Annotated in this window: 25 protein-coding genes and 1 pseudogene; 16 read left to right on the top strand and 10 right to left on the bottom strand. The window is 71.3% G+C overall.

Going from position 1 to position 18,611, the window contains the following annotated elements:
• Positions 1–12: 12 nt before the first annotated feature.
• The gene (locus tag ACZ52R_RS21860; RefSeq protein WP_465753926.1) at positions 13–762 is read right to left on the bottom strand and encodes a thiamine pyrophosphate-dependent enzyme; all 750 of its coding nucleotides are present in this window, start codon (positions 760–762) and stop codon (positions 13–15) included.
• Positions 763–819: 57 nt separating this feature from the next.
• Between ACZ52R_RS21860 and soxR the strand changes: the two genes are divergently transcribed.
• Positions 820–1,356 carry a redox-sensitive transcriptional activator SoxR gene (gene soxR, locus ACZ52R_RS21855; protein ID WP_465753925.1) on the top strand — a complete coding sequence of 179 codons (537 nt, stop codon included), beginning with the start codon at positions 820–822 and terminating at the stop codon, positions 1,354–1,356.
• A 90-nt stretch (positions 1,357–1,446) separates the two neighbouring features.
• The gene (locus ACZ52R_RS21850; protein WP_465753924.1) at positions 1,447–2,400 is read left to right on the top strand and encodes a phosphotransferase family protein; all 954 of its coding nucleotides are present in this window, start codon (positions 1,447–1,449) and stop codon (positions 2,398–2,400) included.
• On the opposite strand, the gene ACZ52R_RS21845 is transcribed toward ACZ52R_RS21850, so the two are convergent.
• From ACZ52R_RS21845 to ACZ52R_RS21830, 4 genes are all read right to left on the bottom strand, one after another.
• Positions 2,367–2,888, bottom strand: a complete 522-nt coding sequence (locus tag ACZ52R_RS21845) for a GNAT family N-acetyltransferase (RefSeq protein ID WP_465618462.1) — start codon at positions 2,886–2,888, stop codon at positions 2,367–2,369. The genes ACZ52R_RS21850 and ACZ52R_RS21845 overlap by 34 nt on opposite strands.
• 36 nt (positions 2,889–2,924) lie before the next feature.
• The gene (locus ACZ52R_RS21840) at positions 2,925–3,098 is read right to left on the bottom strand and encodes a GNAT family N-acetyltransferase (protein WP_465618460.1); all 174 of its coding nucleotides are present in this window, start codon (positions 3,096–3,098) and stop codon (positions 2,925–2,927) included.
• A gap of 170 nt (positions 3,099–3,268) precedes the next feature.
• A complete protein-coding gene (locus tag ACZ52R_RS21835; RefSeq protein ID WP_465753923.1) occupies positions 3,269–3,889 on the bottom strand; it encodes a formylglycine-generating enzyme family protein in 621 nt (206 codons plus the stop codon).
• Positions 3,890–3,898: 9 nt separating this feature from the next.
• Positions 3,899–4,492, bottom strand: a complete 594-nt coding sequence (locus ACZ52R_RS21830) for a TetR/AcrR family transcriptional regulator (RefSeq protein ID WP_465753922.1) — start codon at positions 4,490–4,492, stop codon at positions 3,899–3,901.
• 63 nt (positions 4,493–4,555) lie between these two features.
• On the opposite strand from ACZ52R_RS21830, the gene ACZ52R_RS21825 reads away from it, so the two are divergent.
• Together ACZ52R_RS21825 and ACZ52R_RS21820 are read left to right on the top strand one after the other, a co-directional pair.
• The gene (locus ACZ52R_RS21825) at positions 4,556–5,038 is read left to right on the top strand and encodes an SRPBCC family protein (protein WP_465753921.1); all 483 of its coding nucleotides are present in this window, start codon (positions 4,556–4,558) and stop codon (positions 5,036–5,038) included.
• Between the two features lie 73 nt (positions 5,039–5,111).
• Positions 5,112–5,543 (top strand): SRPBCC family protein, encoded by a 432-nt coding sequence (locus tag ACZ52R_RS21820; protein WP_465753920.1) that lies wholly within the window; start codon positions 5,112–5,114, stop codon positions 5,541–5,543.
• 3 nt (positions 5,544–5,546) lie between these two features.
• Here ACZ52R_RS21820 and ACZ52R_RS21815 read toward each other — a convergent pair whose 3' ends face one another.
• From ACZ52R_RS21815 to ACZ52R_RS21805, 3 genes are all read right to left on the bottom strand, one after another.
• Positions 5,547–5,999 (bottom strand): hypothetical protein, encoded by a 453-nt coding sequence (locus tag ACZ52R_RS21815; protein WP_465618450.1) that lies wholly within the window; start codon positions 5,997–5,999, stop codon positions 5,547–5,549.
• A 251-nt stretch (positions 6,000–6,250) separates the two neighbouring features.
• The gene (locus tag ACZ52R_RS21810; RefSeq protein ID WP_465618448.1) at positions 6,251–6,526 is read right to left on the bottom strand and encodes a hypothetical protein; all 276 of its coding nucleotides are present in this window, start codon (positions 6,524–6,526) and stop codon (positions 6,251–6,253) included.
• Positions 6,523–6,915 (bottom strand): ATP-binding protein, encoded by a 393-nt coding sequence (locus ACZ52R_RS21805; RefSeq protein ID WP_465618446.1) that lies wholly within the window; start codon positions 6,913–6,915, stop codon positions 6,523–6,525. The genes ACZ52R_RS21810 and ACZ52R_RS21805 overlap by 4 nt, the downstream gene beginning before the upstream one ends.
• Positions 6,916–7,221: 306 nt before the next feature.
• Here ACZ52R_RS21805 and ACZ52R_RS21800 point away from each other — a divergent pair, with 306 nt between their 5' ends.
• From ACZ52R_RS21800 to ACZ52R_RS21785, 4 genes and pseudogenes are all read left to right on the top strand, one after another.
• Positions 7,222–8,067 (top strand): helix-turn-helix domain-containing protein, encoded by an 846-nt coding sequence (locus ACZ52R_RS21800; RefSeq protein WP_465618444.1) that lies wholly within the window; start codon positions 7,222–7,224, stop codon positions 8,065–8,067.
• The gene (locus ACZ52R_RS21795; protein ID WP_465753919.1) at positions 8,064–8,285 is read left to right on the top strand and encodes a DUF397 domain-containing protein; all 222 of its coding nucleotides are present in this window, start codon (positions 8,064–8,066) and stop codon (positions 8,283–8,285) included. The genes ACZ52R_RS21800 and ACZ52R_RS21795 overlap by 4 nt, the downstream gene beginning before the upstream one ends.
• 211 nt (positions 8,286–8,496) lie before the next feature.
• Positions 8,497–9,749 (top strand): annotated as a pseudogene (locus tag ACZ52R_RS21790) (IS256 family transposase).
• A complete protein-coding gene (locus ACZ52R_RS21785) occupies positions 9,746–10,099 on the top strand; it encodes a hypothetical protein (protein WP_465753918.1) in 354 nt (117 codons plus the stop codon). The pseudogene ACZ52R_RS21790 and the gene ACZ52R_RS21785 overlap by 4 nt, the downstream one beginning before the upstream one ends.
• Positions 10,100–10,217: 118 nt before the next feature.
• On the opposite strand, the gene cynR is transcribed toward ACZ52R_RS21785, so the two are convergent.
• Positions 10,218–11,123: a transcriptional regulator CynR gene (gene cynR, locus ACZ52R_RS21780; protein ID WP_465753917.1), complete on the bottom strand. Its 906-nt coding sequence runs from the start codon at positions 11,121–11,123 to the stop codon at positions 10,218–10,220.
• Between the two features lie 125 nt (positions 11,124–11,248).
• Between cynR and ACZ52R_RS21775 the strand changes: the two genes are divergently transcribed.
• The 6 genes from ACZ52R_RS21775 to ACZ52R_RS21750 all read left to right on the top strand — a co-directional run bounded on the left by ACZ52R_RS21775 (position 11,249) and on the right by ACZ52R_RS21750 (position 16,034).
• Entirely contained in the window at positions 11,249–11,836 is a 588-nt protein-coding gene (locus ACZ52R_RS21775; protein WP_465753916.1) for a carbonic anhydrase, read from the top strand.
• Between the two features lie 56 nt (positions 11,837–11,892).
• Complete coding sequence (gene cynS / locus ACZ52R_RS21770; RefSeq protein ID WP_465753915.1) at positions 11,893–12,363, top strand: cyanase; 471 nt, start codon at positions 11,893–11,895, stop codon at positions 12,361–12,363.
• 127 nt (positions 12,364–12,490) lie between these two features.
• Entirely contained in the window at positions 12,491–13,012 is a 522-nt protein-coding gene (locus ACZ52R_RS21765; RefSeq protein WP_465753914.1) for a nucleoside deaminase, read from the top strand.
• Positions 13,005–13,412 (top strand): NUDIX hydrolase, encoded by a 408-nt coding sequence (locus tag ACZ52R_RS21760; protein WP_465753913.1) that lies wholly within the window; start codon positions 13,005–13,007, stop codon positions 13,410–13,412. The genes ACZ52R_RS21765 and ACZ52R_RS21760 overlap by 8 nt, the downstream gene beginning before the upstream one ends.
• Before the next feature lie 609 nt (positions 13,413–14,021).
• Positions 14,022–14,738 carry a class I SAM-dependent methyltransferase gene (locus ACZ52R_RS21755; protein WP_465753912.1) on the top strand — a complete coding sequence of 239 codons (717 nt, stop codon included), beginning with the start codon at positions 14,022–14,024 and terminating at the stop codon, positions 14,736–14,738.
• A 36-nt stretch (positions 14,739–14,774) separates the two neighbouring features.
• Entirely contained in the window at positions 14,775–16,034 is a 1,260-nt protein-coding gene (locus ACZ52R_RS21750) for an alpha/beta hydrolase (protein WP_465753911.1), read from the top strand.
• A 114-nt stretch (positions 16,035–16,148) separates the two neighbouring features.
• Here the strand turns inward: ACZ52R_RS21750 and ACZ52R_RS21745 are convergent, their stop codons facing one another.
• On the bottom strand, positions 16,149–16,625 hold the full coding sequence (locus ACZ52R_RS21745; protein WP_465753910.1) for a MarR family transcriptional regulator: 477 nt from the start codon (positions 16,623–16,625) through the stop codon (positions 16,149–16,151).
• A gap of 109 nt (positions 16,626–16,734) precedes the next feature.
• Between ACZ52R_RS21745 and ACZ52R_RS21740 the strand changes: the two genes are divergently transcribed.
• Both ACZ52R_RS21740 and ACZ52R_RS21735 read left to right on the top strand, forming a co-directional pair.
• Positions 16,735–17,118, top strand: coding sequence for a hypothetical protein (locus ACZ52R_RS21740; protein ID WP_465618418.1), 384 nt, complete (start codon positions 16,735–16,737; stop codon positions 17,116–17,118).
• A gap of 580 nt (positions 17,119–17,698) precedes the next feature.
• Positions 17,699–18,523 (top strand): hypothetical protein, encoded by an 825-nt coding sequence (locus tag ACZ52R_RS21735; protein ID WP_465665559.1) that lies wholly within the window; start codon positions 17,699–17,701, stop codon positions 18,521–18,523.
• Positions 18,524–18,611: the final 88 nt, after the last annotated feature.

The following is an 18,611-nucleotide window of genomic DNA, read 5'->3' as shown; positions in this document are numbered from 1 at the left end:
GCCGGTGGGGGCTCAGTAGCCCTTGGGCTCCACCCGGGCGACCACCACGTGCGGGCGGCCCGGGTGTTCGGCGGTGTAGGCCCGGTACAGCGCCTCGTGGTCGCGTCCGTCCACCGTCGCGGTGGACCAGCCCTCGGCCGCGAAGCGCTGGGCGACGCCGCCCCGCCAGCCGTGCGTGGCCGAGGAGTTGTCGATCACCACCACGTGCAGCCGGTCCAGCCCGTACGCCCCGGCGAAGGCCACCGCCTCGTGGTTGGAGCCCTCGTCGAACTCGGCGTCGCCGACCAGCACCCACACCGCCGGGTCGGCCAGGCCCTGCGCCCGCAGACCGAGCGCCGTGCCGACGGCCAGCGGCAGGCCGTGCCCGAGCGAGCCGGAGGAGATCTCCACGCCGGGGACCAGCGTGCGGTCCGGGTGGTGGCCGAGCGGCGAGTCGTAGCCGCCGAAGCTCGCCAGCACCTCGGGGTCGATGAAGCCCTTCGCCGCCAGCACCGCGTAGTACGCCATCGGGCCGTGGCCCTTGGAGAGCAGGAAGCGGTCACGGTCCTGGTCCTCGGCGGTGGCCGGGGTGACGCGCAGGACCCGGTCGTACAGCACCCAGAGCGCGTCCAGCGTGGAGGTGGCGGCCGGGCCGTGCTTCTCGTCGCCGGTCATCAGGCCCATCAGGGCCGACAGGTCCTCGAACCGGGCCTGGGGGAGAGCCTCGGCCTTGGTCTCGGTCACGGTTTCCGCGGGTGCGTTGATCACTGCGTTCGTCGTCATGACCACGATGGTGCAACTTAAAGCCAGCTTGAGGTCAAGCGGCTACAGTGGGCTCCCATGACCGCCCATCCCGACGGCCGCCGCGCCCCCGGTCCGCACCACAGCGACCTGCTCACCATCGGTCAACTCGCCGACCGCAGCGGCCTCGCCGCATCAGCGCTGCGCTACTACGAGACCCTCGGCCTGATCCACGCCACCCGCACCGCCGGCGGTCAACGCCGCTACACCCGCGGCACCCTGCGCCGGATCGCGTTCATCCGCGCCGCCCAGCGGGTCGGCCTCTCCCTGGACGAGGCGAGGGTCGCCCTCGACCGCCTCCCCGATCGCCCGGCGCCCAGCCGCGCCGAGTGGGGCCGGGTCGCCGAGTCCTGGCAGAGCCGCATCGACGAGCAGATCGCCGAACTCGAACGGCTGAAGGGCAAGTTGTCCGGCTGCATCGGCTGCGGCTGCCTCTCGCTGTCCCGCTGCGCCCTCTACAACGCCGGCGACCGCGCCGGAGAGACCGGCCCCGGCGCCCGCTACCTGCTCACCCGCGACCCGGCCGCCGGGCCCGAGCCGGTCTCGCCGACCGCCGACGACTGCGGCGCCGGGTGACGAGAGGCGACTGCGGCGCCGAGTGACGAGAGGGTGAGATCGGGTGAAAACGGTTTGGCGCGGCGGCCCCGCCCCGCCTACCGTGCGCCCATGCTGCCCCTGGTGGAGACGGACGAGGACTGGGACGCGGTCGTCCCCGACGAAGCGGTGATGCGCCCCGGCGCGGAGGTCCTCTGCGCCCGGCTCGGCGTCGGCGGCCTGCCGCTGGAACGCTTCGCGGAGGGCTCCGTCCCGGTCTACGCCGTCGGCGACGAGCACGTCCTCAAGCTGTTCCCCGCCCCCAGCGCCCAGGACGGCCGCACCGAGGAGCGCGTCCTCGGCCACCTCCGGGGAGCGCTGCCGATCCCCACCCCGGAGGTCCGGGCGGCCGGCGCGTACGTCAACGGCTGGCACTACGTCCTGATGTCCCGGCTGCCCGGCGAGGGCCTCGCGCCCGCCTGGCCGCGCATCCCGCGGCCCGACCGCGAACGGATCGCCCACGACTGCGGCGAGGCGCTCGCCGCCCTGCACGCCCTCGACCCGGAACCGCTCGCAGACGCGCTCGGCCCGGGTGACTGGTCCGCCTTCCTAGCCCGACAGCGGGCCGGCGCCGTCACCCGGCAGCGCGAGCGCGGCCTGCCGGAGGCCTGGGCGGAGCAGATCCCCGACTTCCTCGCCGCCGCCCCGCTCCCGGCGGCTCCCGGACGCGCCCTGCTGCACACCGAGTTCATGCGCGAGCACCTGCTCACCGACCCGGCCGCCGGCTGGCGCCTCACCGGCCTGTTCGACTTCGAGCCCGCGATGATCGGCGACCCGGCCTACGACCTGGTCGCCGTCGGCCTCTTCACCACCCGCGCCGACCCGGGGTTGCTGGGCCGACTGCTGGCCGCGTACGGCCGCCCCTTCGACCCCCGCCTGCTGATGGCGTACACGCTGCTCCACGTCTACAGCAATCTGCCGTGGTACCTACGGGAGTTGAAGCCGGCGGCGAGCACCCTGGACGACCTCGCCGAGGAATGGTTCGGAGTGGGTCAGGGCTTCGGATCGGTGCGCAGCAGGCTGTAGACGACCCCGTCCCGCCACTCGCCGTCCCGGAAGGTGGCGCCGCGCCGCACGCCCTCGCGGGTGAAGCCGGCCTTCTCCAGGGCGCGCTGCTCGGCACGGTTGGTGACCTCGGTGTCCGCCTCCAGCCGCATCACCGTCGTGTGCGCGAACAGGTACCGTGCCAGCTGCCGTTGGGCCTCGGTGCCGATGCCCCGGCCGCACAGCTCCGCGCGGAGCTGGATGCCGATGTTCCAGTAGTACGTGTTGGGCCCGGCGTTCACCCGGCGCCAGGAGACGAAGCCCGCGAACTCGCCCCCGGCCCGGACCGCCAGCGCCGACTGCTCGTCGGAGAACAGGCCGTTCTCGGCCCAGAGCCGGCGGAACCGGCCGGGGTCACGCCAGCCGAACCACTGGAACGGCGCCAGCTGTTCGGGCCCGGCGACCAGCGCGTCCAGCTGCGGAAGGTCGGTCTCGGCGATCGGGCTGAGGGCGATCGGTTCGTCGGTCATACCGACCCCAACGGCCCTCACCCGTACGCCGGTTCCTCAGAGCGCGGGCCGGGGGTCGGTGCGCAGCAGGCTGTAGAGCACCACGTCGCGCCATTCGCCGTCGCGGAAGGTCTGCGCCCGCTGCACGCCCTCGCGGGTGAAGCCGACCTTTTCCAGCACTCGCTGCTCGGCACGGTTGGTGGACTCGGTCTCCGCCTCCAGCCGTATCACCGGCGAATGCGCGAACAGGTAGTCGACGAACAGCCGATGGGCCCCGGTGCCGATGGGCCCGGGTGCCGATGCCCCGGCCGCGCGCCCCGGGCAGCAACTGCGCGCCCAGGTTCCAGTACGGGGCGGCCGGGGACGAGCCCTCACCGGAATTCCCTGTACTGCGCCTGGCATCACGTCCGGATCGAGCGGGCGATCCGGAATCCCACGTCGTCGATCCCCAGCGTCGGGTGGCTGCGGCGGCGGACGGAGGCGCGGCAGCTCCAGTGCTCGTCGAACCAGCCGCCGCCGCGCAGGACCCGGTAGCTGCCGTACACCTCGGGGTCGTACAGGTCCCAGCACCACTCCCACACGTTGCCGAGAAGGTCGTACAACCCGTAGGCGTTCGGGAGGAGTTCGCCCACCGCGTGCGGGCGCTCGCCGGAGTTCGCGCGGTGCCAGGCGATCTCGTCCAGCGGGCCGTAGCGCGGGCCGTCCGTACCGGCCCGGCAGGCGTGCTCCCACTCGGCCTCGGTGGGCAGCCGGTAGCCGTCGGCGGCGTGGTCCCAGACCACGTCCTCGCCGTCCGACCGGTAGGCGGGGGCGAGGCCTTCGCGGCGGGAGAGCTCGTTGCAGTAGCGAACGGCGTCGTGCCACGACACGCTGTGCGCGGGGCGGCGGTCGGCGGCCACGCCCTCGTACTGCTCACGGGTGACCGGACAGGCCGCCAGCTCGAACGACGCCACGTCGACGGCCCAACTACGCTGGGTGCGACGGTCGGAGAGCGTGACCCGGCCGGACGGTACGGTGATCATCCGGCGATCCTACGGCCTGCTTCCGCGCAGCAGATCGACTGCGCCGCGCTCCGCGAGTTCCTCCGCGTGCGGCGGCAGCGGCGCCCCAACGTTCAGCGGGTGGCGCACCACGGCGAGCGGGAGCCCGATGGCGGCGAGCCTGACCCGGTCGACGTCCAGGGGCGTCGTGGCACCCGCCCGCTCGGCCAGCGCGGCGAGCGCCCCCAGCACCCTCCGACCGCCCTCCCGCTCGCGCCGCAGGTGCTCCTCGGACCACTCGGCCTTGCCGAAGGCCTCCGCGCCGTGCAGCAGCACGACGGCGCGCTCGCGGTTGGCCCGGCACCAGGCGACGACCTGCCGGGCGACCGCGCCGGCCGCCAGCTGCGGTTCGGGGTGCGCGTCGAAGGCGGGCAGGCAGTCGGCCTGGAACTCCGCCACCGTCCGCAGCCACAACTCGGCCAGCAGCGCCGCCCGTTGAGGGAAGCGGTGGTACACGGAGCCGTTGGGCGCACCACTCTCCCGGGCGACGGCGGACATCGTGACGGCGGCCGGTCCGCCGGCGGCCGCGAGTCGGACGGCGGCGTCGAGGAGGGCGGATTCGTCGTGGCGGGGTGGCCTGGGCATGTAGTGGAGAGTACTCTCCATTTCAATTGGAGAGAGTCATCCAAAACCAGGGGAGGCCCCGGCATGGCCGTGCTCAACATCCACGAACGCACCGTCCCGGCACCGGCGGAGACCGTCGGCGCCCTCATCGACGGCCTCGCCGGCCCGGACGACCTGCTCTGGCCGGGGTCCGCCTGGCCCCGGATGCGCCTCGACGGCCCGCTCGCCGTCGGCGCCGCCGGAGGGCACGGCCCGATCCGCTACACCGTCGTCGGGTACGCGCCCGGCCGGTGGGTGCGCTTCCGCTTCGACGGCCCGCGCGGCTTCGACGGCTACCACGAGTTCACCGTCCACCCGGCGGGCGGGGCCGCCGTGCTGCGGCACACCATCGCGATGCGACTGAGCGGCTCCGGCAGGCTCGCCTGGCCCCTGGCGATCCGCCGGCTGCACGACGCCCTGATCGAGGACAGCCTGGACCGCGCGGTGCGGGCCTGCGGCGGCACCCTCGCCCGACCCGCCCGCTGGAGCCCGTACGTCCGCCTGCTGCGCCGGCTTCGGCAGCGGTGAACCACTGGCGCCCACCCCACCTCGCGCCCGAGGATTGGCCTGTTGTGACGGGACGTCAGGAGGGAAGCCGGCCATGGCGGAGACGAAGGTCAGCACGGTGGTGGAGGCCCCGGCCGAGCGGGTGTGGGAGCTGATCGGGAGCTTCCACGGCCTCGGCGGCTGGCACCCGGAGCTGCCCGAGAGCACCCTCGGAAGCGAGCTGACGGGCAACGCGATAGGCGCGGTGCGGGTGTTCGAGTTCGACGGCACCGTGCTGCGCGAGACCCTGCTCGGCTACGACCAGGACGCGCGCAGCTACACGTACAGCTTCCCCGACGGGACGTTCCACCTCGACGGCTACCGGGCGACGCTCAGGGTCACCCCGGTCACCGAGCTGGGCGCCAGCTTCGTGGAGTGGAACGCGGCGTACGACGTCGAGGCCGAGCACCGGAAGGAGTCGGGCGATCTGGTGCACGGCGTCTTCGCGTCCGGCCTCGCCGCCCTGCGCGAGCGCTTCGCGGGCTGACCCTCAGATCGGGAGCGCCCACAGCTCGACGGACGACCAGCCGGCCACCGCGGCCGCCGCGCACCCCCAGGCAACCACAGCGGCCCGGCGACCGCGGGCGCGGCCGCGGGCCCGCTGGAAGGCCGCGACCAGGCCGGCGATCGCGGTGACCGGCAGAGCGAGGAAGGCCAGGTACAGGGGCCAGCTCTCGATCGCCACCGCGAACAGGATGCCGACGAGACCCGAAGGGATCGACGCCGCCGCGACGACCATCCCGGCGGCCGCGCAAGCGACCCGGAAACGCTTCGGGTCGCGGAAGAAGGGCGGCACGGCACAGGCGACGACGCAGAGCAGCCCGGCCGCGTACAGGAACACTCCGGCCGTACCGAACCCGTCCGCGATGGCGACCACCGGCAGCAGGAACACGACGACGCCAAGGGCGGACAGCCACCGGGCACTCAGCGGCACCGCATCCATGGCTCCCCCTGCACGCACCTGAACTTTTGAACGTGTTCGAACCTAGCATGCAGGGGGTCATCCGGGACGCCACTATCCCGGTGGCCGCCGCTCGCCCGCGATCCCGGCCAGGACACGGCGCCGAACGGCCGCCGATGCCTCGGGCAGCCAGCACGCCAACTCGGCCTCAAGGCGGCGCCGTTCGGCGCGGAAGAGTCGAGCAAGGCGACTGCGGGAGCAGTGCAGGAACCACCAGTCCCGGATCCGGTCGATCACGCGGGCTCCCCGGAGGGGTTCGCCCAGCGGATGCGGACTTCGCGGTCGCCGACCGGGAGGACGAGGACGGGGTCGGCGGCGAGGTCCCGGATCACGTCGCGCTTGGCGCAGGGGCCGGTGAGGCGGCGCTCCAGGGCGTGGTGCTGGGATCGGGGCATCGGGACGAAGCAAATCGAGGCCCAGATCTTCTCCAACGCGTCGGCACTGAGGGTGACGACGACCGGCAGCTTGACACCCGGGATGTCGATGACGATGTCGTGATCGGCCCTCACGCGGCCACCTCACACCAGACGATCTTGCCCCTGGGCTTGCGCGGGCAGCAGCCCCAGCGCTTGGCGACGGACGTCACGAGGTGCAGCCCGCGCCCGGCCTTGGAGGCGAGGCCGGGCGCGGAGAGGACGGGCACGCGGTCCCGCCGGGCGTCGTGCACCTCGATCCGGAGGCGGGTCGAGTCGACGTCGAGCGAGAGGTAGATGAGGTAGCCGGGCGGCGTCCCGTGCAGGACGGCATTGGTGACCAGCTCCGAGACGACGAGCAGCCCGGAGTCCTGGAAGCGCTCCCCGTCCGGGACGGAGGAGAGGAGAGCGAAGAGGCGGCGACGGGCCTCGGCGGGAGCACGGCGGCTGCGCGGCAGCCAGATGGTGGAGGTCTTTCGAGACATGGCGAAGACACCTTCCAAGCACATGAGTGGAGAAGGCCGGGCGGCCGATTCGACGGCCCGTGCACGTCCGACACGAAGCGCCCATGAGAATGCGCCGTAGCCATACGCCATGCATGTCACACACAGCCAGCGCTCTGTTACTCACAGCATGGAGCATATTGAAGGCTCGACGCAAGGCATGCCGTTGAAATATGAAAACTTTCAGATTCGATGGCAAGGTGCACCCTCTGCGCTTCAGTCGATGGTGGCGAACCGTCACCACTCGCATGCACACTGGTCCCTGAACGTTCTGGAGGGGTTACGTAGATGGCAGTCGCAGTACCAGCCGTGCGATACCGCCGCATCGCTGCCGAGCTGAGGAGACTCCGCGAGCTGAAGAACCTCTCAGCGGAGGAGGTGGCCGCCCAGGTCGAGGGCATCAACCTGGTGAAGCTCAGCAGGTACGAGAACGCCCGCGTCCAGCTGAAGCCCGATGTCGTCCGGGCGTTGCTCGACTTCTACGAGTGCGACGAGGAGCTCAAGGAGGTCCTCGTCGAGATCCTCCGAGACAAGCGCCGCCCCGGCTGGATGGCGGGCTACGAGCAGCTGAACCCGCTCTACACGGATCTGATCCGCCTCGAAGAGACGGCGGTAGGCAACAAGTCGTACGAGTCCGCCTACATCCCCGGACTGCTTCAGACCCGCCAGTACGCTCACGCCATCATCGCCAGTGGCGTGATAAACAAGCCCAGCGTCGAAGAGCGTGTCGAAGTCCGGATCAACAGGCAGTCCGTCCTCACTCGATCCGAGAACCCGCTGAAGCTATGGGCCGTGATCCATGAGGCAGCCCTGACCATGACTGCCGCCCCGGGCGTGATGGCCGACCAGTTGGACAAGCTGCTCCAGTTCAGCCAACTCCCCAACATCAAGGTCCAGATCATGCCGGCCATGGCTCCGCCGCACCCCGGAATGACCGGGCCGTTCGCACTCCTGGAGTTTCGGCAACGCGATCTCGACTTGGTTCTGCTCAGCGGAATGCTCAGCAGTGACTGGGTGGAGGATCCGGACCAAGTCGATATCTATCGAGCGGCGTTCGACGAAATCATGGCAACCGCCCTGTCCCTCGACGAGTCGCGCAACCTCATCACACAGAAGAGAGACACGCTCAAGTGACCCACTTCCCTGTCGCCTCCGCACTCCCCGTGCAGTGGAAGAAGGCAACTGCCAGCAACCCGAACGACAACTGCGTCGAGGTGGCCGACGGCATCACCGGCATCATCCCGGTCCGCGACAGCAAGGACCCCCACGGCCCGGCCCTCACCTTCACCCCCGAGGCCTGGCAGTCCTTCCTCGCCGGCATCCGCTCCGACGACTTCCCGACCACCCCCTGACGCACTTCCACCGGGCGGCCCCGCGCACCACGCGGGGCCGCCCACTGCGCCGCTATGCACAGGAGGCACGGCCAGGTCAGAAGCGCCGAGCAATGCTCACGACCTGTGGACCGGGTTCCGGGAGGGCACGCAGAAGGCGTACCTTCCCGAATGATCCTTTGATGGTCTCCGAGTAGGCCCGCGTTGCAGCGCGGGTCGGGAAGGCATGCCCGTGCTCAGCGTAGTCAACGCCCACGGCTCCACCGAGTCCGGCTCCCTGATCGACGAGATCGTCCGCGAAGGCGCCCGCCGGGTGCTGGCAGCCACCCCTGGAAGGGGAAGTCAACCAGTACGTAGTTGAGTTGGCCGCTGAGACCGACCAGCGGGAGCATCGTCTGATGGTCCGCAACGGCCACCACGAGCCGCGAACCGTGACCACCGCAGCCGGACCGATCGAGGTGCGGGCCCCGCGCGTGAACGACAAGCGGGTGGACGGGACGACCGGCGAGCGCAAGCGGTTCTCCTCGAAGATCCTCGCGCCGTGGTGCCGCAAGTCGCCCAAGGGAAGCAAGGTGCTGCCGCTGCTCTACCTGCACGGCCTATCCTCAGGCGACTTCGTGCCCGCGCTGGAGCAGTTCCTCGGCTCGACCGCCGGGCTCTCGTCGGCCACGGTCACCAGGTTGACGAAGCAGTGGGGCAACGACCACACCGCCTTCCAGGCCCGCGAGCTGTCGGAGCGCGACTTCGTCTACGTGTGGGCCGACGGAGTGCACACCAAGGTGAGGCTCGGCCAGGACCATTCGTGCGTCCTGGTCCTGCTCGGCGTCCGCGTCGACGGCACCAAGGAACTGATCGCACTCGCCGAGGGGCTACGCGAGTCCACCGAGTCGTGGGCTGACCTGCTCCGCGGCTGCCGCCGACGCGGCATGCGCGACCCCGAACTGGTCGTCAGCGACGGCGCAATGGGCCTATGGCGAGCCCTGGCCGAGGTGTTCCCCGCTGCCCGCCATCAGCGCTGCTGGGTCCACAAGGCCCGGAATGTCACGAACGCCCTGCCAAAAATCCGCGCAGCCCGGCGCGACAAGGCGATGCAGGAGATCTACAACGCCGAGGACCGCGCCCACGCCGAGAAGGCTATCGAGGCGTTCGCGCGCACCTACGGCACCAAGTGGCCCAAGGTCATCGCGAAGATCGCCGAAGACACCGAGGAGCTTCTGGCGTTCTACGACTTCCCCGCAGAGCACTGGATCCACCTGCGGACCACGAATCCCATCGAGTCGACGTTCTCCACCGTCAAGCTCCGCACCAAGGTCACTCGCGGAGCAGGCAGCCCCCGCCGCCGCGCTCGCGATGGTCCTCAAGCTCGTCGAGTCCGCCCAGGAACGCTGGCGCGCGCTCACCGGCGCCCACCTCGTCGCGCTCGTCCGCGCCGGCGCTCGGTTCGAGAATGGCGTCCTGGTCGAGCGAAAGGAGCAGGCCGCATGACCTGGTCGAAGGACTACGCCAGCTGCCGGATCTATCTGCGGGGCGGCAACCGCCAGTCCGTGACGGATGCCGTCGCGGCTACTCTCGGAGCCCAGGCCGACGGTCACCACACAGTCCAAGCGGGCCAGATGCTCTTCGAAATCCGAAGGAACCCGGACGGCGGGCTGACCGCCGACTTCATCGGGTGGCCGTTCAAGATCGAGGCAGAGGCCGACGAACCCGGACCCGCCTTCATCGAAGCGGTGTCACAAGTTCTCAGCGCTGCCTGGAACCACGGCTTCGACGCCGTTGCCGCCTGCGACTTTGAGGACGAGCTCCCGGACCTCGGCGGACTCCCGCACCACCGCTGACTGACCCACCCACCCCGGATCCACAGGGGCGTCCCCGCGGGGCGAGCTGACATTGCGCTGCCGCTTCGCTGCGGTGGCGCGGTCGGCAAGGTGGTGTGATGGGGCTGCTGCCTGCCCATCAGGCGGGGGTGTAGCCGCGGTTGTGGATGTGGTCGTGGGTGAGGTGGGTGAAGGCGCGGGCGGCGGCGCTCTGGTAGGCGTTTTCGCGCTGGAGGAGGGCGACGGTGCGGGCGGGGAGGGCGGGTTCGAGGGGGATGGGGGTGAGGTGGGGGTGGTCGTGGGTGATGGCGTCGGGCAGGACGGTGGCCAGGGTGGTGCGCTGGACGATTTCGGTCAGGGCCTGGATGGAGTTGGCTTCCACCGCGATGCGCGGCTGCACCTTGTGGGTGGTGAAGTAGGCGTCGATGTGGACTCGGGTGGCGAAGTCGCCGCTCAATAGGGCGAGTCGGCGTTCGGTGAGGGTCCGTACGGGCAGTGGTTCCCGTTCGCCCGTGTCGGGCCGGTCGGCGCCGGTGACGAGGCTGAGGGTCTCGGTGAACAGGGCGGTGGCGGTGATGCCGGGCAGGTGGGGGCCGTGGAAGGCGATGCCGAGGTCGAGGTCGTCGGCCAGCAGGCCGGCTTCGATGCGGTCCTGGGTCATTTCCCTGACGTCCAGGGTGATGCCGGGGTGGCGGGTGTGGAGTTCGGCGGCGAGGGGGCCGATGAGGTAGGCGGTGAAGGTGGGGGTGAGGGCCAGGCGGAGGTGGCCGCGGGAGAGGTCGGCGACGTCCAGGACGGCGCGTTCGGCCGCCGCCAGGTCACGCAGGGCCCGGCGGGCGTAGTGCACGTAGGTCTCACCGGCGTCGGTGAGACGTACGGTGCGGCCGGTGCGGTCCAGCAGCTGGGCGCCGACGGTGCGCTCGAGCTGCTTGATCTGCTGGGAGAGGGTGGGCTGGGAGATGCGCAGGTCCTCGGCGGCGCGGGTGAAGTTCGCGTGCTCGGCGACCGCGAGCAGGTACCGCAGGTGACGGAGTTCCAAAGCCATACCCACAACTATAGATGGCATCGATTACTGGCATCGATATTGAGTCTTGGACGCTATAGGCACTGGTCGTGCATGGTGGATCTCGTCAGCCCCACGGGGGCCGGCAGCCACCGAAGGGAGTGACCATGCACAACCTCACCGAGCGCGTCGCGCGTTTCAGGCGGGATGTCTTCCCGGCCAAGGCGGAGCTCTTCGCGCGCCTGGCGACCACTCACCGGCCGACGACGCTGTTCATCAGCTGTTCCGACGCCCGTGTGGTGCCCGAGCTGATCACCGGCTCCGAGCCGGGCGAGCTGTTCGTCATCCGCACCGCCGGAAACCTGGTGCCCGCCTACTCGCCCGGCATCGACGGCATCGCGGCCAGCATCGAGTACGCGGTCGCCGCCCTGGGCGTCAGCGACATCGTCATCTGCGGCCACTCCGCCTGCGGCGCGATGACCGCCCTGGCCGACAGCCACGACATGGGCGCCCTGCCGACGACCGCCGACTGGCTGCGCCACGCGGATGCCGCACGGGCCCGCACCACCACGGCCGGGGTCGACGCACTCGTACGCAGCAACGTCCGCGCCCAGCTGGCGAACCTGGTCACCCACCCGTCGGTGGCCCGCGCCCTGGCACAGGGCACGGTCACGCTGCACGGCTGGTGCTACGACATCGGCAGCGGCACCGTCGAGGAACTCGACGTCGTGAACCCCTTCGCCACCGCAGCCTGACCCCCTTCCCGCCGATTTCCCCCCAGCTTCACCCTTCTCGAAAGGAAACCCTTCTCATGGTGCACGCCCAGTTCGACAACACCGCCCGTCAGGCCCTGGCCGCCAAGGCCGTCGACGCCAAGGTGCGCAAGGACCTCACCTGGCAGCAGATCGCCGACGCCGCGGGCCTGTCGGTCGCCTTCGTCACCGCCGCCGTCCTCGGCCAGCACCCGCTGCCGGAGCAGTCCGCCAAGGCGGTCACCGAACTGCTGGGTCTGGACGCCGACGAAGCGACGGTGCTGCAGACCATCCCGATGCGCGGCTCCATCCCCGGTGGCATCCCCACCGACCCGACGATCTACCGCTTCTACGAGATGCTCCAGGTCTACGGCACCACGCTCAAGGCCCTGGTCCACGAGCAGCTCGGGGACGGCATCATCTCCGCGATCAACTTCAAGCTCGACTTCAAGACGGTCGAAGACCCCGAGGGCGGCAAGCGCGCCGTCATCACCCTGGACGGCAAGTACCTGCCGACCAAGCCCTTCTGATCCGGCCGGTCCGGAAACCAGCCCCGGGGGCGGGCCCACGGCGACGGCGCCGCCGGCCCGCCCCGGCCCCCTTCATCTCCGCCTCGCCAGCGGGCGGCCGCGTCCGCCCTCCCCGGGAGGAATCCTCATGGACTTCGAACAGCGCACCATCGACATCGCCCGCAAGAACGTCGAAGAGGGCGGCCGCCCGTTCGCGACCGTCATCGTCAAGGACGGCGAGATCCTCGCCGAGTCCCCGAACCTGGTCGCGCAGACCAGCGACCCGACCGCGCACGCCGAGATCCTCGCCATCCGCGACGCCTGCACAAAGCTGGGCACCGAACACCTCACCGGCACCACCATCTACGTGCTGGCCCACCCCTGCCCGATGTGCCTGGGCTCGCTGTACTACTGCTCACCGGACGAGGTCGTCTTCCTCACCACCCGCGATGCTTACGAACCGCACTACGTCGACGACCGCAAGTACTTCGAACTCGACACCTTCTACGGCGAGTTCGCCAAGGACTGCACCGAGCGCCGCCTGCCCATGCGCTACGAGGAGCGCGACGCCGCGGTGGACGTGTACAGGCTGTGGCAGGAACGCAACGGCGGCGTGCGGCACGTGGCCGGCGCCCCCACCGCCTCCTCTGCAAGCAGCCACGATGCCTGATGTGATCGAGAAGGTGGCATGGATCCGGCTGGACGAGGGCCGGCTGCTGGCCACCCGCACCCGCGGCCGCGAGGTGTTCTACCTGCCCGGCGGCAAGCCGGAACCCGGCGAAACCCATGAACAGGCCCTCGTCCGAGAGATCGCCGAGGAACTCGGCGTCACCCTGGACGCGGCCACCCTCACACCCCTGCTGCTCGTGGAAGCCCCCGCCGACGGCAAACCGGCGGGCACGGTGGTGCGCACCTTCTGCTACGCCGCCGACGGCGCGGGTGAGCCCGCGCCCTGCAGCGAGATCGCCGAGATCACCTACCTCACCCACGGCGACCACCCGCGCGCCAGCCCCGCCGCCCGGGAGGTCCTGGACCGACTGGCCGCCACCGGCGAACTCCTGCGTTGGTAGCCAGCCTCCGGAGCACGCCTGAAAGATCTACTGGTGAGGTCGCGTATTCAACTGTCGCCAGTTCCCTTGCTGTCCAGCCGGATGGTGACCGTAGGTGGTCACCGACGCTTCCTGGCTCCTGGTTCATCCGGTTCGGACAAGTCTCGGCGATCCGATCACGGCCATGTGTTCGTCCTGCAATGCTTTTCCCTGGAGCCGTTGCCCCAGGGAAAAGCAACGCCGCCGGCATCAGTCCGGAGGCGGGCCCCTCTGCCCGTCGGGCCGCCATCGCCACCGGCCCGTTCCCACTCCGCTCCAGCGCGCCCTGGCCGGCCCTTCAAGCCCCGTTGCGGGCGGTCCTGCGCGCTCCTACGCAAGACCGCCCCACGGCCGCCGAACTCGCCGTCGTCCCGGAGCGGCCTTGATCAAAGCGTTACGCCACCGCCACTTCGAGGCCTCCCGCCGCCGCGCAGAAACGGCTCTTCCCGGCCTGCGGTGGGCGCGCCGCCGCACGCCGGTCCGGCGCCGAACCACCCGTTCCCACGGCTGCAGCCAGCGCCCCAACTGGCCATTCACCAAGGCATTTTGCGTCGCTCGCAGCCGCCCACCGAACCGCCTACGCTCGGCTGCATGAACCGCACGATCCGCACCACCGAGGACGTTCTCGCCCTCCTTGACGGGCTCTTCCCGCCGGCCGAGCCCTTCTGGGACCGCTTCTACGCGGACCGGTCCGCCGGGCGTCCGTTCTTCGCGCCCGAGCCGGACGAGAACCTGGTCTCCTACCTGGATCGCGGCCTGGTCGCGGCCCCTGCCCGCGCGCTCGATCTCGGCTGCGGGCCCGGCCGGAACGCGATCCACCTGGCAGCGGCCGGCTTCGATGTCGATGCCGTCGACCTGTCCTCCGCCGCCGTCGCCTGGGCCGGGGAGCGCGCCCGCGAGGCCGGGGTCGGTGCCAATCCGCGCTTCCACCGGGCGAGCATCTTCGACGCCGAACTCCCGTACGCCCACTACGATCTGGTCTACGACTCCGGCTGCCTGCACCACCTCCCGCCGCACCGCCGGGTCAGCTACCTCGCCCTCCTGGACCGTGTCCTCGCGCCTGGCGGGTACTTCGCCGTCACGGCGTTCGCCGCCGGGGCGATGGGCTCGGAGCGGCCGGACGAGGAGCTGTACCGGCTCGGCGCCCTGGAGGGCGGCCTGGCCTACTCACCGGACGAACTGCGCTCCCTCTTCCAGGACTTCGCCCCGGTGGAGGTCCGCCCGATGGCCGCCCAGCCGGCCGACTCCCCACTCTTCGGCGTCCCCTTCCTCCTCACAGCTCTCTTCCAGCGAGCTGTCAGTCTTTAACCGGTCTCTCATCCTCCGCGCCTAGCCTCCGACCGCATGAACGTCTCCCTGCTCGACGGCTGGTTCCCGTGGACGGTCCAGGCCGTGGCCCTCGCGCTGTTCCTGGGCACGCTGGTCCGGCGGGACCGGGCGTGGCGGGTGAGGTGGGGGCCGATCGCGCTCGGGACGGCGCTGGTGGTCACCGCGGTCGCCGCCGTGGCCGTGCTCACCCTGGCCGGGATCACCGATCCGATCCCGTACGGGGTGTGGCTGTGGTGCGGGGTGGCGGTCGCCGCGGTGTGCGTGCTCGGGTTCGGCTGGCGCGGCGCGCGGTGGTGGCGGCGGGCTCTGGCGGCGCCGACGGCCGTGCTGGCGCTGTTCTGCGCCGCGAACAGCGTGAACATCGCCACCGGCTACTACCCGACGCTGGGCGACGCGGTCGGCGAGCTGAGCGGGCAGCCGCTGCCGGACCAGATCACGCTGGCCGAACTCGCCTCGATCCACGGGAAGACGAAGACCGGCCGCATCGTCCAGGTCGACATACCGGACACCGCCAGTGGCTTCGCCCACCGCCAGGAGCTGGTCTACCTGCCGCCCGCCTGGTTCCGCAGCCAGGCCCGGCCCAAGCTGCCGGTGCTGGAGATGATCGGCGGCGAGTTCGCGGCGCCGGACAACTGGATCCGTTCCGGCAACGCGGTGAGGACGGCCGACGCGTTCGCCGCCCGGCACAACGGCTTCGCGCCGATCCTGGTCTTCGTGGACGCCACCGGCGGTTTCCGGGTGGACACCGAGTGCGTGGACGGCCCGCACGGCCACGCCGAAGCCCATCTGCTCAAGGACGTCCCGCCGTTCGTCCAGAAGACCTTCAACGCGGCCACCGACCCGCACAAGTGGGGGGTGGCCGGCTGGTCGATGGGCGGCACCTGTGCCGTCGACCTCACTGTCGAACACCCCGACGTCTTCACGCACTTCGGTGACTTCTCCGGCGACAGGGGCCCGTACATCGGCGACAAGGACCACACCGTGCAGGAGCTGTACGGGGGTGACGCCGCGGCCTGGGCGGCCCACGACCCGCTGACCGTGCTCGCCCATCACCCCAAGTACCAGGGGGTCTCCGGCTACTTCGGCCAGGGCGACGAGGAGCACGGCCAGATCGAGTCCGCCAAGGCCTTGGAGGCGGCGGCCAGGAAGGACGGCATCCGCACGGTCAGCTCCGTCGGCTCGGGCAAGCACAGCTGGCAGACCGGCGCCGCGACCTTCGCCCAGGCCCTTCCCTGGCTCGCCCAGCAGCTCGGCGTCCCGGGCACCCACGCGTAGCGGCGGCCGAAGCCAGGACCGAAGCCACAAAACCGAGGCCGAACCCAAAGCCAAGACCGAAGCCGAAGCCAGAGCCCAAGCCGAATCCGGAGCCGAGACCGGCCCCCGGGGCGGTCAGTCCCGTTCCCGCCCCACGGCCGCCTCGTACGCCAGGAGCGTGTCGACGACCAGGCACCGCTGCGCGGGGTCGAGCGGAGCGAGGGCGGTGCGCCAGGCGGCGGCGCCGGGGGCGAGCCAGCTCTCGATGGCGGGCAGGTGGGCGGGGGCGATGGCGACGATGCGGCGTCGGCGGTCGGCCTCGTCCTCCCGCCGTTCGAGGATGCCTTGGCGGCTGAGGTCGCCGACCATCAGGCTGACCGTGGTGGGGGCGATCTCCAGGCGCGCGGCGAGGTCGTTGACGCCCATCGGCCCGTCGAGCAGCAGGCAGGCCAGCAGGGACAGGTGCCGGGGGGCGAGCGCGAAGGTGCGCAGCGGTTCGGGGACAGGGATCCGCTTGGCCCGTCCGACCAGCCGGGGCATCAGCAGCAGCATGGACCGTACGGCGTCGTCGAGGCCGTCCCCAGGCCGTGACTCCCCCTTGGGCGTTGACATCGCGCACCTCTCCTCGGTTATCTTTGACATCAAAGATGTTTTACGTGCAAAGCGAACCTGCCCGTCCATGGTACGAACCGAGCCGACCCGACCCGAACGGAGCTCCACCATGCCGCACTTGAGCCTGCACATCCGCGAGGAGTCCCTCGACGCCACCGTCGAACCGCGCCTCATCGCCGCCCTCACCGAGGCCGTCGCCACGGTCTTCGGCGAGCAAGCCCGCCCGATGGTCGCGGTCGAGCTGATCGGCGTCCCGCAGCGTCGCCGGGGCATCGGCGGGGTGCCGACCGGCGAGGACGCGCCGGTGGTCGCGCTCAGCATGCGGGAGGCGGCCTACCACCTGCCGCACGTCCCGGACGCGCCCGCCCGCCTGGTCGCGGCCGTCACCGAGGCGATCACCGGCACCCTCGGCGAGGCCGCCGGGCGGCAGACCGTCGTCACCGTGGAGGGCGTGGCGGCGGGCCGCTCCGGCATCGGCGGCCAGGTGGCCTGATCGCCGACGATTCCCCGGTCGCCGCCGCCCGGGCCCCACAGGGGAAAGCCTTGGTGTCGGCGGCCGCCGGAGCCCCACCCGCCCGTCCGGCCGGGTCCGGACCGCCCGTCCGGCCCGGCGCCCCGAGGGCACCGTACGGGCCCGCAGCACCAGGCCCCAGCAGCGGAAACCCGCCGCCGCGAGCGGCGCACCGCCGGGGTCGCGCGCCCCAGGAGTCCCCCGCACACCGCCATAGCTCCCGCCGCCCCCGCACACACGTTCCCCATCATCGTCCTGCAACCGCCCCGGCCGCCGGAGCATCCGCCGGAATCCCGCTTTGCTCCCGGCGGCGCGTTGGCATAGGTTTTCGACCGCCGTCGACGCAGCACCGGCGCTGACCGCCCCTCAGACCAGAGGAGGGCGGCAGCGACCAGGAGCCGGACGGCCGTACGTCAACGGGGGAGGAACAGCCATGCCGAGTGCCCGCGATCACGGGTCACCCGGGCGGCGCGAACGGACGGGCGGTGCCGCGCACCCGCGGCCCACGGCCGACGCGCGCCCGACCCCGCCCCACGCCACCGGACACTTGAGGAATCGTCAGTTGCGCAGCATCCGACTGGTCACCGCCACCGCCGCAGCCCTCGTCTGCCTGGGCGCCCTCAGCGCCTGCGGACCGGACAACAGCGGCCAGGACGCCGGCAAGACCGCCGCCCCCGCCCCGTCCACCGCCGCCCCCGCGGGCTCCGCCGCCCCTGCGGGCACCGCCACCGGCGCCCCCACCGCAGGCGCCACCAAGCCGGCCGGCAACGGCGGCACCGACGGCGCCAAGGGCATCCCGGCCAAGGCCTGGATGGACACCAAGAGCATCCCGATGGACGAGACCTACCACTACGCGCCGCTGGCGGCCAACGCCAAGCCGCAGACCGGCCCGGTCCAGTTCAAGGGCATGGAGCTGTGCCACGCGGCGGTCGCCAAGGACGACGAGTGGATGTTCACCGGCACCGCCTCCGCGAAGGCCTCGGTCGGCTTCGGCGGCGACCGCTGGACGGCCCAGCAGACCCTGCTCTTCGAGGGCGACCCGACCCACAGCAGCGGCACCAAGCAGGCGACCAACCTGACGGACGGGCACCTGACGGACGCCCTCAAGGGCTGTGCCAAGACCGTGCCCGGCGCCACCGTCAAGGTCAACAGCGCCGACGACGCGCCGTACTTCGCCGCCGTCCTGACCGTCCCGCAGGCCGACGGCACCACCGTCACCCTGCACGAGTACGTGGTCACCGACGGCGGGGCGGTCAGCGAGCTGTCCGTCTGGGCGACCACCAAGGCCGACGCCCAGCCCAAGGACGCCTGGAAGGCCCCGGAGGACAAGTACGTCGGCACCGGGATGACCGCGCCGATGTGCGAGGCCCTTCCCGGCTGCAACTGATCCTCGGCGCTCCACGCGAGCGCCCGCACCCCCATAGACGGCCGTCCGGCCCGTCCGGCACAGGGGACCGGACGGGCCGGACGGCTCC

The organism is Kitasatospora sp. NPDC034023 (assembly GCF_055575795.1).
The sequence above is the reverse complement of the archived record's forward strand: the minus strand, read 5'-3'. Positions and strand labels throughout refer to the sequence as shown.